Genomic DNA, 16326 nt, shown 5'->3' on the forward strand with positions numbered 1-16326 from the left:
CAAAGGGGGAGCACTTCTGCCCCGGTTCGACATCCCCGACGCCGTGGTGCGTCGCGTCGACGCCCTTTGGGTCCCGTTACGGCCAGGTCCTGGACTGAGCTTCGAAGACCTCGGGAGCGCTGTGCACGGGAATGACGCACACCAGGTGCCCGCCGGGCGCCCGAAGAACGCGGCACTCCAGCCACTGCGCTGTTTGCGTGGCGCCCAGGGCGATCAGACGGGCGGTCTCGGCTTCGACGTCGTCGGTCTCGATGTCGAGGTGGAAGCGGGGCAGGTCATCGACGGCCTGGACAACGGCGACCACTCCCGGCAGAGCCTCGTGGAGCACGGTGAACTGCGGCTCCGAGGGCACTGGTTTCGCGGTCGCTCCAAGGGCTGCGGCCCAGAAGGACGCGGCGCGGTCGGCCTCGGCTTCCGGTGTGTCGATCAGAACGGCGTAGACGCGGCTTCGATGCATGCCCCGGACCGTATCGACCCGGCCGTGTCGTCACCGACCCGGGTGCCCGACCAGTCGTGGGTGTCAGGCGCCTGCGGAAATGGGTGCTGGACCCGATGGTGATGGTGCGAGGGCGCGTGTGACGGTGGCATGGACCCCTTACCTGCCGGTCCCCGGGAGGAGGAGCCATGGTGCAGCCCGGCACCGGTCCACTGCACGATCTCGAGACACGGACGCAGCGCGGCGATCCTCGTTTCGCCCGCGGTCTGGGAACGGGGCACCCGCGCCGGCCTCGCGAACACCGACGACGGCGCGGGCCGGCCTGGACGCTGCTGGCCCTCTCTGCGGCGATGCTGATCACGGGCATGGTGCTGCCACAGGGCCTGCTGCTCGCGGTCGGCCTGGTCACGGCGGGGATGGCGACGCAGCTGCTCGCACCCCCGCACGACCCGGACCGCCCCGGCCTTCCCTTACACGCTCGTACATCCCGTCCCCGCAGTGATCACCAGGCCTGACAGGCCCAGGAACAAAGGAGGACCCATCCACTTCCGTCCGTTGCGACAGCCTGTGCCCCCACACCTGCGGAAGGTGGTGACCCGTGGGACATGCTGACACCCTGCTCGCCATGGGCGGCGCCTTCCTGGCAGCCGCCGTCTTCGCCCGCCTCGGCGGCCGGATCGGCCTGCCGACCATCCCGCTGTTCATGCTCGCCGGCATCCTGCTCGGCCCTCACACCCCCGGCGTGGTCCTCGTCCAGGACGCGCACGAATTCGAGATGCTCTCCGCGCTCGGCCTGGTGCTGCTGCTGTTCTATCTGGGTCTGGAGTTCCACCTCGACGACCTGAAGAGCGGCGGCAGGCGTCTACTGGCCGCCGGCGGGATCTACCTCCTGTTGAACGTCGGCGTAGGGCTGGGCTTCGGATTCGCCCTGGGCTGGGGGGCGCGGGAAGCCTTGGTCCTCTCCGGAGTCCTGGGCATCTCCTCCTCCGCGATCGTCACCAAGATCCTCGTCGACCTCGGGCGCATCTCCCGCCCCGAGACGCGTCTCATCCTCGGCGTCACCGTCGTGGAGGACATCTTCCTCGCCCTGTATCTCGCCGCGCTGCAGCCCGTCATCAGCGGCGCCCAGGGTGTCATGGAAACGATCCTCCAGGCGGCCAAGGCGTTCGCCTTCCTGATGGTGCTGGCCGCCGCGGCCCGCTACGGCACCCGTCTGATCGGGCGGCTGATCGCGGTGCGTGACAACGAACTGCTGGTCATCAGTTTCCTCGGCGCCGCGATCCTCATCGCCGGTGTCTCCGAGGTCCTGGGGGTCGTCGACGCCATCGGCGCCTTCATGGTCGGTCTGATCCTCGCCGGCACGCCCTCCGGGCTGCGGATCCGCACGCTGGTGCATCCGCTGCGCGACGCCTTCGCTGCGATCTTCTTCTTCGCCTTCGGCCTGGCCATCAACCCGGCGGACATCACCTCTGTCGCCGTGCCGGTCGCCATCGCCGCAGCGCTGACCGTCAGCATGAACGTGGCCGCGGGACTGCTCGTCGCGCGTCTGTACCGCTACGGCCCCCAGCCTGCCGCGAACATCGCCACCACGCTCCTGGGACGTGGCGAGTTCGCGCTGATCCTGGCCGCCATGGCCGCCGGCGCCAGCCTCGACGGTCGCCTCGCCCCGTTCATCGCCGGCTATGTCCTCGTCCTCGCCGTTCTCAGCCCCATAGCGGCCGGGCGGTCCGACCTGCTCGCCCGCGCCCTCCGGGCCACCACCGGCCGCCTGGTCGGCGGCCGGGCCCCAACCGCCGTCCCGCACACCGACCCGGCACCGGAGTCACCCGACACCACCGCATCCCGGTCCACCGGCGCCCCCACCCCGTCGGGCTCATCCGCTCAGTGCGCGAGGACGGAGTGACCCGGCACAGCGCGACTGACGGGTGAGCGTCGCTCCGTCTGCGGCCGGAAGCGAATCGGGTCAGTCCGTGGAGGCAGAACGGGCCCGGTGGCTGTGCTGCGGCCGCCGGGCCCATGCCGTGTGTCAGGGGCAGGCGCGATCCCCGTCAGAGCCGACGGTACGGCCGGCGGGTCGCGTTGTGGTGGTGGAGCTCGATCGCCACGGGGGCGGCGGTGAGGACGGAGGAGTACGTGCCGACGGTCAGGCCGATGAGCAGGGCCAGGGCGAAGTCGGTGAGCGAGGAGCCGCCGAGCACGGCGAGGGCGGTGAGGATGAACGCGGCGCCGATTCCTGTGTTGACGGTGCGGGGCAGGGTCTGCAGGATCGCCTGGTTCGTGATGCCGGGCAGCGGCGCCCCGGGGGTGCGTCGGACGAGTTCCCGGACACGGTCGAAGAGGACCACGGAGTCGTTGACCGAGTAGCCGATGACGGTGAGGAGGGCCGCCAGGAACACCCCGTCGACGGGTTTGCCGAGCCAGGCGAAGACCCCGACGAGGATGACCACGTCGTGGGCGAGGGCGACGACCGCGGCGGTGCCGAACACCCAGCGGAAGCGCGCCGCGAGATAGACGAGCTGGGCGCCGAGGGCCACGGCGAGCGCGATCAGGGCGCCCCGGCGCAGTTCCTCGCCGAGGCTGGGGCCGACGAGTTCGTCGCGGACCTTGTCGGCCCGGCCCGCGAGGTCGCGCACGGTGCCGGTGACCTCGGCCTCCTCGGCGTTGGTCAGCGGCTCGGTGCGCACCGTCAGGCCGGTGTCGCCGGAGGACTGCACGACGGCGCGCGGGAATCCGGCGTCGGCGAGTGCGGTGCGGACCCGGTCGGGGTCGACGGGGGCGGTGGTGGCGTACTCGATGAGGCGGCCGCCGGTGAACTCCACACCGAGGTCGACGCCGCGCACCGCGATGCCCGAGCCGGCCAGGACGAGTACGGCGGCGGACGCGGCCAGCCAGCGGCGCGGCCGGCGCATCAGCTGGGGGTTGCGGCGGGTGAGGCGGTCGCGGACGGCGCCCGTCGTCGCGATACCGGTGAGGCCGGGGCGTCGGCGCAGGCTGGGACGGTTCGCGGCGAACTCGGCGAGCACGCGGGTGATCACCAGGGCGCTGAACATGGAGGCGAGCACGCCGATGCCGAGGGTGACGCCGAAGCCCCGCACGGGTCCGGAGGCGAGGAAGAACAGCAGGGCGGCCGCGATGAGCGTGGTGATGTTGGAGTCGGCGATCGCGCTGAAGGCGTTGCGGAACCCCGCCGCCAGCGCCGAGCGGGTACTGGGGCGGCGGCGGGCCGCGTATTCCTCGCGGGCCCGTTCGAAGACCAGCACGTTGGCGTCGACGGCCATGCCGATCGCCAGGACGAAACCGGCCAGGCCCGGCAGGGTCAGCGTGGCGCCGAGCGCGGCCAGGGCGGCGTAGGAGACGAGGCCGTAGCAGGCCAGGGCGACGGCGGCCAGCAGGCCCGTCAGCCGGTAGACGACGATGATGAACAGCGAGGTCAGCGCGGTGCCGATGACCGCGGCCCAGGCGCTCGCGGTGATGGCCCGCGCGCCCAGGGTCGGGCCGACGGTCCGCTGCTCCACGGTCTCGACGGGCACGGGCAGGGCACCGCCGTTGATGAGCAGGGAGAGTTCGCGGGCTTCCTGCGCGCCGAAGGAGCCCGTGATCTGCGTCGCGCCGTCACGGATGCCGGTCCGGCAGGCGACGGACGGGTCGACCTGCGGTGAGGAGATGACCTTGTCGTCGAGGACGATGGCCACCCGCCGCGCCGGGTCCCCCGCCGGGTGACAGGCGGCCTCGCCGGTCAGCCGGGCCCAGCCGTCGCGGCCGGCGCCCTCGAAGTCGACAGTGACGTGCCATCCGGCGCCGCCCTGCTGATCGAACCCGGCGGCGGCCTCCTTGACGTGCTCGCCGGTCAGGGACGCGGCCCCGAGGCGCAGCAGCGCGCCGGACTCGTCGGGCAGGACGTGTTCCCGGGGCCGCTTCGGCAGCGGCCCCGAGGTGCCGTCGGCGCTGTCGGCGGTGCCGAGCACGGGGCGGAAGGTGAGCTGCGCGGTACGGCCCAGGACGTCGGCCGCCTTCTTCGGGTCCTGCACACCGGGCAGTTCGACGATGATCCGGTTCTCACCGGAGCGGACAAGGGTGGGTTCGGCGACACCGAGGCCGTCGATACGGCCGCGCAACACCTCCAGGGTGCGGTCGGTGGCCTCGCTGCCGGCGTCGGTCGAGGGGGTGGAACGGGTCTCCAGTACAAGCTGCGTACCGCCGCGCAGGTCGAGTCCGAGGCGGACCGGCACGGTCAGGGCGATGTACAGGGACACGGCGAGCACGGCGAGGGCGAGCAGCGCCCTCGCGCGCGAAGAACGGTTCAACGGGGGCCTCCGGCGGACGCACCGCGGCGGCGGCCGGCGAAGGGCCGCGGGTAGCGGTGCGAGGTGGGATGTGAACAGGAAGGGGTGTCAGGTGCCGGAGAACGCGGGGGGTGCCCGCCCACGGTCATGGGCCGCGTGAGGCTCTGAGGAAGGCAGGTGCCAGGTCGGCGCCGGGGGCCACGGGCGCTGGGACACGGTGGCGTCCGTCCCCTGTCCGCAGGTGACGAGACAGCCGCGCGGGGCGGGGTGCTCGCTGTGCGACTCCTGGCGGGTTGCCGCCCGGACGGTGCAGGCGGTGTCGCAGCCCTCGTCGGCGCGCGGCCCGGTGTCCCAGTGCCGGCCGGCTGCTGACGCGGCGCCGGTTGCCGGAGCGGCGGTACCGGGCGGCTCGCCCGTCGCGCCGGGCGGCGGGCCGGCGATGCCGAGTGCGGCCAGGAGCACCAGCACGACGGCCGTCAGCACCGCGACGGCGGGAGGCGGGGTGCTGCCGGTGCCGGGGGCCGTGCGCGCAACGGGGTGCATGCGTCGTCCCCCCTTTCGTCGTGGTGTGCGGTGCGGGCCTCAGCCCGGGTTTCGGCCGGGGAGTGGGCGGCCGGAACGCCGGGTGGTCGTCGGGCCGGGAGATCAGGGTTCGATCAGGCCGGCGCGGATGGCGTAGCGGGTGAGTTCCAGACGGTCACGCAGGCCGAGTTTCTGCAGCAGGTTGGCGCGGTGCCGCTGGACGGTCTTGATGCTGATGAACAGCAGGGCGGCGATCTCCTTGGAGGAGTGCCCCTCGGCCACCAGCTTGAGGACCTCCTCCTCGCGGGGGGTGAGGATCTGGTCGGGGGTTTCCTGGCCGTGCCGGGCCCGGTCGAGGTAGTTGCGGATCAGCGCGGTGACCGCACCGGGATACAGGAAGGGCTCGTCCCGCATCGCGGCCCGGCAGGCGGCGACCAGGTCCCGGTCGGCGACGGACTTCAGCACGTATCCGCTCGCGCCGGCCTTCAGGGCCTGGAAGAAGTACTGCTCGTTGTCGTGCATCGTGAGCATCAGGATCCGCAGGCCCGGCTTGAGGGCGGCCAGTTCGCGGGCGGCCTGCAGACCGGTCAGGCGCGGCATGGCGATGTCGAGAACGGCCAGGTCGACCTCGTGGGTGCGGGCCAGGTCGATGGCCTCGGCGCCGTCCCCGGCCTCGGCGACCACTTCGAGGTCGGGTTCCTGGTCGAGGATGAGCCGCACCCCGCGGCGGACCAGCGCGTGGTCGTCGGCGAGCAGGATGCGGATCGTGCTCGTTTCCGTCAGGGAGGTCGTGGTCGTGTCGGGCATGGTCAGGGCTGCTTCCTCGATACGGGCGCGGTGAGCTGGACCCGGGTGCCGGTGTGGGGTGCCGGGGTGATCTCAAGGCTGCCGCCGATGAGGAGGGTCCGCTCGCGCATGCCGCGGATGCCGGCGCCTTCGCGGGGGGCCTTGATGCCGCTGCCGTCGTCGGTGACCGTCAGCACCACGCCGTCGTCGGTGTGGCGCAGGGCGACCGTGACCCGTTCGGCGTCCGCGTGCCGGGCCACGTTGGTCAGCGACTCCTGGGCGACGCGGTAGAGGACCAGTTCCGTCTCCGCCTCCAGGGTCGGCAGGTGGGCGTCGAAGCGGCGGGTGACCTGCAGCCCGGTGTGGGTGGCGAAGTCCTCGGTGAGCGAGGTCAGCGCGCTGACCAGGCCCAGGTCGTCCAGTACGCCGGGCCGCAGCCGGCGTACCAGGCGGCGGACCTCGTCCAGGCTCTCCCGGGTGATCTCCTGCACCTCGTGCAGTTCCTCGCGCAGCGGCGCCGGTGCGTCGTCCGCGGCTCGCTTGAGGCCCAGCAGGATCGCGGTCATGCTCTGGCCGACCTCGTCGTGCAACTCCTGCGCGATGCGGCGGCGTTCGGCTTCCTGGGCCAGCAGGGCCCGGGCGCTGCTCGTGGCCCTTTCCTGTTCCAGCCGCTCCAGCATGGCGTTGAACGTACGGATCACCTCGGCGACCTCGCCGCCGCCGGAGGCGGGCAGGCGCTGGCCGGGGCGCAGCAGGTCCACGGTGGTCATCAGCCTGGTGAGCCGGTCCAGTGGGGCCAGGCCGAGCCGCAGCAGCGCGGCGTTGGCGACCAGCATGACGGCCAGACCGCCGACCAGGATGATCGCCTCGGTGAGCAGAACCGGCACGGAGACGGTCACCGGCGCCCACAGCAACAGGCCCGTGGCCGTGCCCAGCACCACGGCGTTGAGGGCGAAGATCCGCCAGAACAAGGACACCGGCTCCACGCCTCCCCTTCCACGACATCGGTTCACGCCCACCGTCGGGCGGCGCGCCGCCGCACCGGGTTCGCGACCCCGGGGTGCTTGCGTGCACCTGGGGCCAGCCTGCCCCCTTCCCGAGTGCCCCGTCGATGGGCGCCAGCCCCCATTTCCCCGGGTGTGCGCCACCCATGGCGCAGCCGCATGGATCCCTTGCCCGGGCGTAAATGGGGCCTGCGCCCGATAGGTGTCAGCCGCCGTCCCGGCCAGGGTGGAAGACACACGACCACCCCCCAGCCGGCGGGTGGCACGGCACCGCCGCGGCCCGCCCCGCGCGACCGCGCACCTGCCGTATGTCGTCGAGAAAGGGATCGATCATGTCGCTCGATGTCACCCGGGCCGAGCCCCACCCGCACGAGGCCCGACAGCGCCTGGAACACGCCCGCACCTCCCGCCTGGCGCAGCTGCAGGCCCTCAACGAGGCCGGGCACAGCGCGGACGATCATCTGCTGTCCGCGCAGAGGACCGCGATGGAGCGGGTCCTGAAGGAGATCGAGGAGGCCTTCGCCCGTGTCATGGACGGCACCTACGGAACATGTCTGGGCTGCGGCAAGCCCGTCCCCGCGGAGCGGCTGGAGATCCTGCCCTACACGCGTTACTGCGTCGGCTGCCAGCGCCGCGTCGCCTGACTGCCGCCGACCTTGTCCTCCCACGCCCTGCCCGAAGAGGGGTGAAGTGGTGAACCACCAGGCCATCGCCGAGAGCACGACGCACCTGTCGGCCGAGGACCTTGCCGCGCTGCGCGAGAACCTGCACGAGCAGCGCCTGTTCCGCCAGGAGCAACTGCGCCAGCTCGCCGGACCCGTCGCCTCCCGCGCAGAGGACCGGCTCCAGCAGGAGGCCGCCGCGCAGGTCGAGGTCCGCGTCAAGCTCGCGGCCTCCGCCCGCATGGTCCTCGCAGACGTCGAAGCAGCCCTCGCCCGCATGAACAAGGGCTCGTACGGCACCTGCCACCTGTGCCGGCGCCCCATCGACCGGGAACGGCTGACGATCGTTCCGCAGGCCCGTCACTGCGCCCGCTGCCACAAGGCCACGGAGGCAATCCATTGACCGGCACACCCCACCCGCGCACCGCCGCCGCCCGGCACCGGCCCTGGCCGATGTGCCGGCGCTGCTGCGGCATCGCCCTGGACATGGGCAGCGCCCGCACCCGCGTGTGGGTCGCCGGCAGGGGCGTCGTCATCGACGTGCCCACCGTGACCTTCGCCGGCACCGACGCGGTGCACCCCATCCAGCGCGGCACCATCGTCGACATCCCCGGGTGCGCCCGGATGTTGCAGCGGCTGCTCGGTCACCGACTGCCCCGGCTCCCCCGCCCCATGGTCATCGTCACGGCTCCCGTCCTGGACGGCCTCGCCTACCGCACCCGGGCACGCGCCGCGGTCGACGTGCTGCGGCCGCACAGCGTGCTGACCGTACCCAGCGCCCGGGGCATCGCCCTGTCGGCCAGCGCGGACATGACACACCCCCTGATGGTGGTGGACATCGGCGCCCATCTCACCGAGGTGGTCCTGCTGTCCGACGGCGCCGTCACCGACGCTCGCCGCACCGCCCTGGGCACCGGCGACCTCGGCGAAACCACTTCACCCGAACAGATCGCCGAGGCCGTGGCCTCGATGCTGACCGCGATGCTCCGCCAGGACCGCACCTCGCTCACCGTCGACGCCCTGCAGCGCGGCATCCTCCTGGCCGGCGGGGGCGCCCTGCGTCCCGAGATCACCTACCACCTCACCGGCCGGCTGCACACGCCCCTGCGCGTGGCCCCGGCCCCGCACACCTCGGCCGTCCGCGGCGCCGCCCAGCTCCTGGAAGCCGCCCACACCCACCCTTCGGCCTCCGGTCCCTTCCCGTCGGCTGCCCAGCCCCGCTAGGGCCCGTCCCCGCATCCGGTCGCCACCCGGCATCGCTGCGTCCACCGCCGAAAGGAGGACACATGCCCGGCCGCACACCTCCACCGCCGCCCCCGCGGGAGCTGCCCCGGCTCATGCTGTGGCGGCTGCGGCGCAACCCTTTGCGCCGCCGCAGCGATCTGGTCCAGGGGTGGGTGGGCCTCACGTTGGTGCTGGCCGTGCCGGCAGCCACTCCTCTCGCCGTGTGCCTGGTCGGCGACGCCGCCCACCACCACTACACCCGTACCGCCCAGCACCAGGCCGCCACCCGCCGGCCCACAACCGCCGTCCTCCTCGAGGACGCCCCCCCGCCACCCCGAACCCGGCTCCGCGGAGGCCAGGGAAACCCGCTACCCGACCAAGGTCCGCTTCACCGACCCCAACGGGCACAGCCACACCGCCAGGACCGATGTCCGGCCCGCTCTGCCCAAGGGCAGCGCCATCCGCGTCTGGGCCGGCACCGACGGAAAGATCACGGATCCGCCCCTGAGCCCCGGCCAGATCCGCACCCGTACCAGGGGAGCAGCCGTCATCGCCGCCCTCGGGGTCCATGCCACCGCAGCCGCCGCCTACGGCGCCGTCGGCCGCGTCATCCAGCGCCGCAACCTCGCCGCATGGGACGCCGCCTGGGCCGAGACAGCGCCTCGGTGGACCCCATCGCCGTAACGCGGTGTGCGTCTGCTGACGGTGCGTCCTCGGTCTCTGCGTCCCCCCACGGCTCGGGCGGCGCCTTCCGGTCGCGGGCGGGGTCGCGGTGCCAGAGGATGAAGGCGCGGGCGGCGAGGCGGTGGGCGTCGCAGGGCGAGCGGAGCTCGATCCGCTCGCCGGTCATGAGCAGGCCGGCCGTCGCATCGTCGGCTCGATCGTGATCCGCCCGGTGGAGGCGGGGCGGTGGCCGGTGACGGGTGGCGCCGTGGCCGGCAGGGACCTCGGGAGGCATCTCCTTGTACTACGACCGGGCGATCCTACGGATGCCGAAGCTCTGCGCGGGCCGTGCGTGGCGTCTTCGGCCACCCGCGCCACCGAGCCGTCATGATCCGCCGTCAGCCGTCTGCTGATCACGAAGAGGTGAGGCGCATGGCCAGGCCCCGCATGGGTGAGGGGATATTCCGCCGCAAACCCATTGAGCACATCGAGGAGACGGAACTCGTCGAGGGCACACGGCTCGAACGGTCGCTGGGGCTGTGGCAGCTCACCGCGATCGGTGTGGGCGGCATCATCGGCGCGGGCATCTTCACCCTCGCGGGCACCGTGGCACACGGCACGGCGGGGCCGGCCGTGCTCGTCTCCTTCCTCATCGCCGGCGTCGCCAGCGCCGCGGCCGCACTCTCGTACGCCGAGTTCGCGGGGCTCATCCCGAAGGCGGGTTCGGCGTACACGTACGGCTACGCGGTGCTCGGCGAGTTCGTGGGCTGGTGCATCGGCTGGGACCTGCTGCTGGAGTACACGGCCATCGTGGCGGTGGTGGCGATCGGGATCTCCGGCTACTTCGGCTTCCTCGTCGGCGAAACGGGGGCCGACCTGCCGAACTGGATGCTGGGCGCGCCCGGAACCGGCGACGGGCACCGCATCGACCTGTTCGCCGCGCTGCTGTGCCTGCTCATCGCGTACCTGCTGAACCTGGGCATCAAGAACGCGGCCCGCTTCGAGACCACGGTGGTGGTGCTGAAGGTGCTGGTCGTGCTGCTGGTCATCGCAGTCGGCGTCTTCCACATCAACACCGACAACTACAGCCCGTTCTTCCCGTACGGCATCAGCGGCGCCTTCACCGGTGCGGCGACCGTGTTCTTCGCGGTCTTCGGGTACGACGCGATGTCGACGGCGGCCGAGGAGTCGAAGGACGCGCAGCGGCACATGCCGAAGGCGATCCTCTACTCGCTGGCGATCTCGATGGTGCTGTACGTGGCCGCCTGCCTGGTGCTCACGGGCATGCAGAACTACAAGGACATCGACCCGGAGAGCGGGTTCTCGACGGCGTTCAAGTCGGTGGGGCTGAGCGGACTCGCGGATGTGATCGCGGTGGGTGCCATCATCGGCATCCTGACGGTCATGTTCACGTTCATGCTGGGCGTGACCCGGGTGTGGTTCGCGATGTCCCGCGACGGGCTGCTGCCCGAGTGGTTCGCCAGGACGCATCCGACGCGGCACGTCCCGACCCGCGTCACCTGGATCGTCGGGTTCGCCTCGGCGGCCATCGCCGGCTTCCTGCCGATCGGCGAAGCGGCCGAGCTGACCAACATCGGCATCCTGCTGGCGTTCGTGGTGGTGTGCACGGCGGTGATCGTGCTGCGGTACCGGCAGCCGGAGCTGCCGCGGTCGTTCCGGACGCCGTGGATGCCGTTCGTGCCGGCGGTGGGTGTCGTCTTCTCGCTCTGGCTGATCACGTTCCTGCAGTGGCAGACCTGGGTGCGGTTCGCCGTGTGGTTCGCGGTCGGGCTCGTGATCTACTTCGGGTACTCGTACCGCCGGTCGGAGATGGCCCGCCGTTAGAGGGTGCGTTCGCCGCTTCCCGCATGCCTGTCCCCGACGGTGCTCATGGAGGGTGACAGCGCCCGCCGTTGACGCGCTGTGAGCCCGCCCCACACCCCGTCCGTTTCGCCATGTCGCAGCGCCCACCTGCGGCACTCACGCAGGACGGGGCAGCGGCGGCAGACCCGCTTGGCTTGCTCGACCTGAAGAAGAGACGAACCGTCTTCGCTGACGGGAAAGAACAGTTCAGGATCTTCAAAGCGGCAGGCCGCCATCTCGCGCCAGTTCACAGCACCCTCCACTTGCCGACATGACGGGAGCGCGGTGCAGCGTGAGACGGCGGCACCGATGAGTCGCGTTCGTGGTTGCCCCGGCAAGGTGCCGTCCAAAATAGGAAGAATTTAGAAATTTGTCCAGATGCTTACCTTTCAGGTGCACCGGCATACGATGCACCTGTCGGCACTGGTGACCGGCTCGTCGCCCCACCGACCCGGCGAAAGGCCGGTCGCAGGACGTCAGCGCAGTGCGGCCTGCCCCGCCTGGACGGCACGCAGGGCACGCTCGACCGTCTCCTCGTTCTCACCGACCGGAGCCACGTAGCCGATGACATCGCGCGCGGCGTCCTCCCCGAGCATCCGGGTGATCACCCACGTGGCGAGATACTGCGACGCCAGGCAGCCGCCCGCCGTGGCGATGTTCCCCTCCGCATGGAACGGCGCGTCCAGCACGCCGACGCCGCAGGCTTCGACAAAGGGCCGGGTCTTGATGTCCGTGCAGGCCGGCATGCCCTCCAGCAACCCGAGCCGGGCGAGCACCAGTGCGCCGGAGCACTGCGCACCGATCAGCTGTCGCGAAGGGTCGAGCAGCAGCCTGGAGATCAGCCGGTCGTCGGCGACCACCTCTCGCGCCTTCACGCCGCTGCCGATCAGCACCACGTCGGCCTCGGTCGCGAACTCCATCGGGCGCTGTCCACTCACCTCGACACCGTTCATCGACGTCACCACCGGCGTCGGCGTCGTGACGAAGGCCTCCAGACCGTCCTTGCGGCACCGGTTGATCAGCGCCGAAGCGATGAAACTGTCCAGCTCGTTGAACCCGTCGAAGGTGACCACGGCTACCTGCATCACAACCCCTTCCCGTACGGCACAGAACCCGACCCGCAGTGTTCCTCAAGCGCCGCCGCCGGATCGAGAGCCAATCAGCGGCCGGTGGCACGCCTGCCGCCCGCCGTGGCATCCCGGGCGTTCAAGCAGCCCCACCGCTCCCCCGGTCGCCGCGGACCTTCACTGCTTCACTGCGCCGATCGGGGCTGTTCGGCGTTGAGGGCAGCGGGCCGTGCGGCATGTTGAAGATCACCGGGCCCCGAGATGTTTATAAGGTTAAATGGCTTTCCCGGTCCCGGGTGCATTCTCTGCGATGCACATCTCGGGCAACGGTCCCAAAGTTCGGCATTGCCGTTCGCAGGTAAATCGGCCGCCCGGCTTTGCGTGCGCGAGCTCCAAGCCGAACGGGCGACGAAGCATCGCCTTTCAGGTTCAGGGAGGAAACGAGATGGGTCCGTACTACGGTGCCGCCGGGGCGGTCAGCCCGCCCCTGGCCGGCGTGGGCGTCCTCGCCGGTCTGGGGCTCCAGGCGCTGGTGTGGACCGTGGCCGTGCTCACCCTCGTCTTCGCCGCTCTCGCCCTGGTGAAACTGGTGCCGCCCCCACACGCCTTCCCCGGCCTGCCGCACCCCGGCCGGACCGGGCGCCGGACATAACCGCCCGCGCCCCAAAAAAAGCGGTGACGCGACCACCTTCGACCCAGCCCCCGAAATCACTATCTTCGGATAATCACGCCGATGCTGTTTCGGCGGGGCGATGCGATTTTCTGGTTGAGGAATGTTGGCACAAGGCCTTTACACCGACGCCCCATTCGGACGATTATGACTTCTAGTAGCCGATCGTATACGCGCCGTCATGTGGTTGGGCTGGGCGCGCGGCTGACCCTGCTGACCGCCCCGATCGCGGTGATCCGCTGTGACTCGTGGCTTCTTGCCGGACGTTCGGCGAACCCCTCAGCCAGCCCGCCAGCAGCACCTGCATCCCTCAGGGGAACGGAGAGCATCATGGCCACCAGCTACTGGCTCAACGTCCTGGACTATGGCGCCACCGGGAACAACACCACCGACGACACCACCGCGATCCAGTCGGCGATCAACGCGGTGGGGTCCTCCGGCGGGACGGTCGTCTTCCCCGCCGGCACCTACAAGATCACTTCGCCCCTGGTGGCGGACTCCAACCTCATCCTGGCCGGAGTCAGCGACGGCGCCTCGGTGATCAGGCAGACCAGCACCACCGCCGACACCCTCACCGGAACCGACCTCACCCGGCTGACCCTCCAGGACCTCACCCTGCAGGGCCCGTCCAGCGGCACCGGGAACGGCATCAACCTCACTCGCACCACCAACCCCGCGACCGTCTCCCTGTCCTTCTCCCGCATGACGGTGAAGAACTTCGGCGGCACCGGGATCAGGCTGTCCAACCCGATCGTGTCCACCTTCACCGACGTGACCTCGGCCAACAACGGCAACCACGGTTGGGACATCTACGGCGTCTCCGGCGGAGCCGCCGGCACCAGCTGTTCCTTCATCGGCTGCTACGCCGACATCATCACCAACGCGGGCTTCCGCGTCGACACCATGGCCTACTGCTCCTTCGTCAGCTGCGCCGCCGACCACTGTGGCATCGGCTACGAGGTCGTCGGCGTGGGCAGCCAGGGAATCAACTTCACCGGCTGCGGCGCGGAGTCCGCGGTGAACCGGGGAACCGGCTACGACGGCTACAGCTGGAAGATCGACGGCGCGATCGGCGTCGGGCTGTTCAACGCCTTCACCTTCAACAGCCCCAACACCAGCATCTGGGTCACCGGCGCCGCACGCGGCGTCAGCGTCTTCGGGTTCGCCGAGAACACCCCCGCCGGCTCCGCCCCCAACTCGGTCAAGGTCGACTCCGGCTGCTCGGCCACGCTCGGCGACTTCAGCAACGTCTCACCGCTGTCCCTGTCCGGCACCACCAACATCACCAACGACACCGCGGGCGGCACCGTGGCCAGCGGCTTCGTCTACGGCGCCGGCGACGCCTACTACGAGGGCAACGTCTCCACCACCGCGGCCCCCACCCAGGCCCAGCACCTCACCCGCAAGGACTACGTCGACACCCGCGTCCGCCCCGCCCCCGTCACCCTCACCGACGCCCCCACCATCGCCACCAACGCCGCACTCGGCAACCACTTCCGCGTCACCCTCCAAGGCAACCGCACCCTCGGCACACCCACCAACCCCACCGACGGACAACGCATCACCTGGGAAGTCATCCAGGACGCCACCGGCAACCGCACACTGACCCGCAGCTCCGCCTTCGTCGTGGGCTCCACCATCCCCAACACCACGCTCACCACCACCGCGAACAAGCGCGACTTCCTCACCGCGATCTACAACGCGTCCACCACCAAGTGGTACGTGATCGACTTCGTCAAGGGCTACTGAAACGACTCCACGGTGCCGGAGCACCCACCCTCCCGGCCCACAGCGCCCCGGGACGAAGCCACCCATGCACAGCACACCCACGCGCGCCTCACCGCACCACGCATTCGCCCTGCCTAGCCTGCTCCCGGTGCACGCCAGGGAACCCGGCGGCCGCACAACAGCACGCCCTGCGGCCGCCGATCCCCCGGCCCGGGCGAGGTCGTTCCGCCTGCACGGCGAAAGTGAGCGGAGGGAAGAGAAGCCGATGAAACTGGTGGTGCTGATCCCGGCCCACAACGAGGCCGCGAGGATCACGGGGGCACTGCGCTCCCTGCGCGGCCAGAGCCGACCGCCGGACACGGTCGTCGTCATCAGCGACAACAGCGTCGACGACACCGTCCTTGTCGCCCGGTCGCAGTCCGTCCAGGTGATGGAGTCCGTCGACAACCACGAAAAGAAGGCCGGCGCCCTCAACCAGGCACTGGAACGCCTACTGCCCTCGCTGGACGACCGGGACGCCGTGGTGGTGATGGACGCCGACTCCGTCATCGCCGAGGACTTCCTCGCCGTCGCCGAACAGCAGCTGAACACCGACAGCACACTGGGCGCGGTCGGCGGCGTCTTCTACGGCGACCCCGGCGGCGGCCTCCTCGGCCAGCTGCAGCGCAACGAGTACGTCCGCTACAGCCGCGACATCGCCCGCCGCCGCGGCCGGGTCATGGTCCTCACCGGAACCGCCTCCGCGATCCGGGTACGCGCGCTGCGCGACGTGGCGGCCGCTCGCGGCACCCGCCTGCCCGGCACACCGGGCAAGGTCTACGACACCCTCGCCCTCACCGAGGACAACGAGCTCACCCTCGCCCTGAAGACCCTCGGCTGGGGACTCACCTCCCCGCCCTCCTGCCACGTCACCACGGAAATCATGCACAGCTGGCGCGACCTGTGGCGCCAGCGGATGCGCTGGCAACGCGGCGCACTGGACAACCTCCGACACTACGGACTCACCCGCGTCACCCTCCACTACTGGGCGCAGCAGGCGGGCATGGCCGTCGGGGTGATCGCCATGGCCCTGTATCTCCTCCTCACGGCGATCACCGCGGTCGTCGGCGGATGGCAACCGCACCCCTTGTGGACCGCGGTCGGCGTCGTCTTCGTCCTCGAACGGACCATCACCGTCTGGTGCGGCGGCTGGCGTGCCCGGGCGCTCGCCCTCCCCCTCGCCGTCGAACTGGCCTACGACCTTTTCATCCAGGCCGTCTTCGTACGCTGCGTCGCCGACTTCCTCACCCGACGCCCGACCCGCTGGCACCACCCGGGAGAACCCCGGGCCGGCCTGACGACCGGGTGAGGACGCTTTCGGGAGGGGCCCCCGGGCCCGCGGGGCGCCCGGGCCGGGGGCGCCCGGGGGGTCGGGGGGG

Annotated in this window: 16 protein-coding genes and 1 pseudogene; 10 read left to right on the forward strand and 7 right to left on the reverse strand. The window is 71.0% G+C overall.

The window, feature by feature from the left end; all coding sequences use genetic code 11:
- Positions 1–76: 76 nt before the first annotated feature.
- Entirely contained in the window at positions 77–457 is a 381-nt protein-coding gene (locus tag ACPT94_RS26855) for a VOC family protein (RefSeq protein WP_360332835.1), read from the reverse strand.
- 167 nt (positions 458–624) lie between these two features.
- Between ACPT94_RS26855 and ACPT94_RS26860 the strand changes: the two genes are divergently transcribed.
- Complete coding sequence (locus ACPT94_RS26860; RefSeq protein ID WP_360332832.1) at positions 625–951, forward strand: DUF3040 domain-containing protein; 327 nt, start codon at positions 625–627, stop codon at positions 949–951.
- 83 nt (positions 952–1034) lie between these two features.
- Entirely contained in the window at positions 1035–2339 is a 1305-nt protein-coding gene (locus tag ACPT94_RS26865; protein WP_360332829.1) for a cation:proton antiporter, read from the forward strand.
- A gap of 145 nt (positions 2340–2484) precedes the next feature.
- Here ACPT94_RS26865 and secD read toward each other — a convergent pair whose 3' ends face one another.
- The 4 genes from secD to ACPT94_RS26885 all read right to left on the reverse strand — a co-directional run bounded on the left by secD (position 2485) and on the right by ACPT94_RS26885 (position 7004).
- On the reverse strand, positions 2485–4740 hold the full coding sequence (secD, locus tag ACPT94_RS26870) for a protein translocase subunit SecD (protein WP_425247019.1): 2256 nt from the start codon (positions 4738–4740) through the stop codon (positions 2485–2487).
- A gap of 87 nt (positions 4741–4827) precedes the next feature.
- Complete coding sequence (locus tag ACPT94_RS26875; RefSeq protein ID WP_425247020.1) at positions 4828–5262, reverse strand: hypothetical protein; 435 nt, start codon at positions 5260–5262, stop codon at positions 4828–4830.
- Between the two features lie 102 nt (positions 5263–5364).
- Positions 5365–6048, reverse strand: coding sequence for a response regulator (locus ACPT94_RS26880; RefSeq protein WP_425247021.1), 684 nt, complete (start codon positions 6046–6048; stop codon positions 5365–5367).
- A gap of 2 nt (positions 6049–6050) precedes the next feature.
- Positions 6051–7004, reverse strand: coding sequence for a sensor histidine kinase (locus tag ACPT94_RS26885; RefSeq protein WP_360332817.1), 954 nt, complete (start codon positions 7002–7004; stop codon positions 6051–6053).
- Between the two features lie 359 nt (positions 7005–7363).
- Here ACPT94_RS26885 and ACPT94_RS26890 point away from each other — a divergent pair, with 359 nt between their 5' ends.
- The 5 genes and pseudogenes from ACPT94_RS26890 (at position 7364) to ACPT94_RS26910 (ending at position 11425) form a co-directional block, all read left to right on the forward strand.
- Positions 7364–7675 (forward strand): TraR/DksA family transcriptional regulator, encoded by a 312-nt coding sequence (locus ACPT94_RS26890; protein ID WP_360332814.1) that lies wholly within the window; start codon positions 7364–7366, stop codon positions 7673–7675.
- Positions 7676–7721: 46 nt separating this feature from the next.
- Positions 7722–8096, forward strand: coding sequence for a TraR/DksA family transcriptional regulator (locus ACPT94_RS26895; protein WP_360332811.1), 375 nt, complete (start codon positions 7722–7724; stop codon positions 8094–8096).
- Between the two features lie 50 nt (positions 8097–8146).
- Complete coding sequence (locus tag ACPT94_RS26900; protein ID WP_425247056.1) at positions 8147–8917, forward strand: rod shape-determining protein; 771 nt, start codon at positions 8147–8149, stop codon at positions 8915–8917.
- Between the two features lie 62 nt (positions 8918–8979).
- Positions 8980–9601 (forward strand): annotated as a pseudogene (locus tag ACPT94_RS26905) (Rv1733c family protein).
- A 411-nt stretch (positions 9602–10012) separates the two neighbouring features.
- Positions 10013–11425 (forward strand): amino acid permease, encoded by a 1413-nt coding sequence (locus ACPT94_RS26910; protein ID WP_360332805.1) that lies wholly within the window; start codon positions 10013–10015, stop codon positions 11423–11425.
- On the opposite strand, the gene ACPT94_RS26915 is transcribed toward ACPT94_RS26910, so the two are convergent.
- A complete protein-coding gene (locus ACPT94_RS26915; RefSeq protein ID WP_360332802.1) occupies positions 11422–11694 on the reverse strand; it encodes a WhiB family transcriptional regulator in 273 nt (90 codons plus the stop codon). The genes ACPT94_RS26910 and ACPT94_RS26915 overlap by 4 nt on opposite strands.
- Before the next feature lie 225 nt (positions 11695–11919).
- On the reverse strand, positions 11920–12528 hold the full coding sequence (locus tag ACPT94_RS26920) for a DJ-1/PfpI family protein (protein WP_360332799.1): 609 nt from the start codon (positions 12526–12528) through the stop codon (positions 11920–11922).
- A gap of 427 nt (positions 12529–12955) precedes the next feature.
- Here ACPT94_RS26920 and ACPT94_RS26925 point away from each other — a divergent pair, with 427 nt between their 5' ends.
- The 3 genes from ACPT94_RS26925 (at position 12956) to ACPT94_RS26935 (ending at position 16256) form a co-directional block, all read left to right on the forward strand.
- Positions 12956–13162 carry a hypothetical protein gene (locus tag ACPT94_RS26925; protein WP_360332796.1) on the forward strand — a complete coding sequence of 69 codons (207 nt, stop codon included), beginning with the start codon at positions 12956–12958 and terminating at the stop codon, positions 13160–13162.
- A gap of 348 nt (positions 13163–13510) precedes the next feature.
- Positions 13511–14929, forward strand: a complete 1419-nt coding sequence (locus tag ACPT94_RS26930) for a glycosyl hydrolase family 28-related protein (protein ID WP_360332793.1) — start codon at positions 13511–13513, stop codon at positions 14927–14929.
- A 244-nt stretch (positions 14930–15173) separates the two neighbouring features.
- Positions 15174–16256 carry a glycosyltransferase family 2 protein gene (locus ACPT94_RS26935; protein WP_360332790.1) on the forward strand — a complete coding sequence of 361 codons (1083 nt, stop codon included), beginning with the start codon at positions 15174–15176 and terminating at the stop codon, positions 16254–16256.
- Positions 16257–16326: the final 70 nt, after the last annotated feature.

The organism is Streptomyces aurantiaciflavus, from assembly GCF_049808595.1.
Lineage (GTDB): Bacteria > Actinomycetota > Actinomycetes > Streptomycetales > Streptomycetaceae > Streptomyces.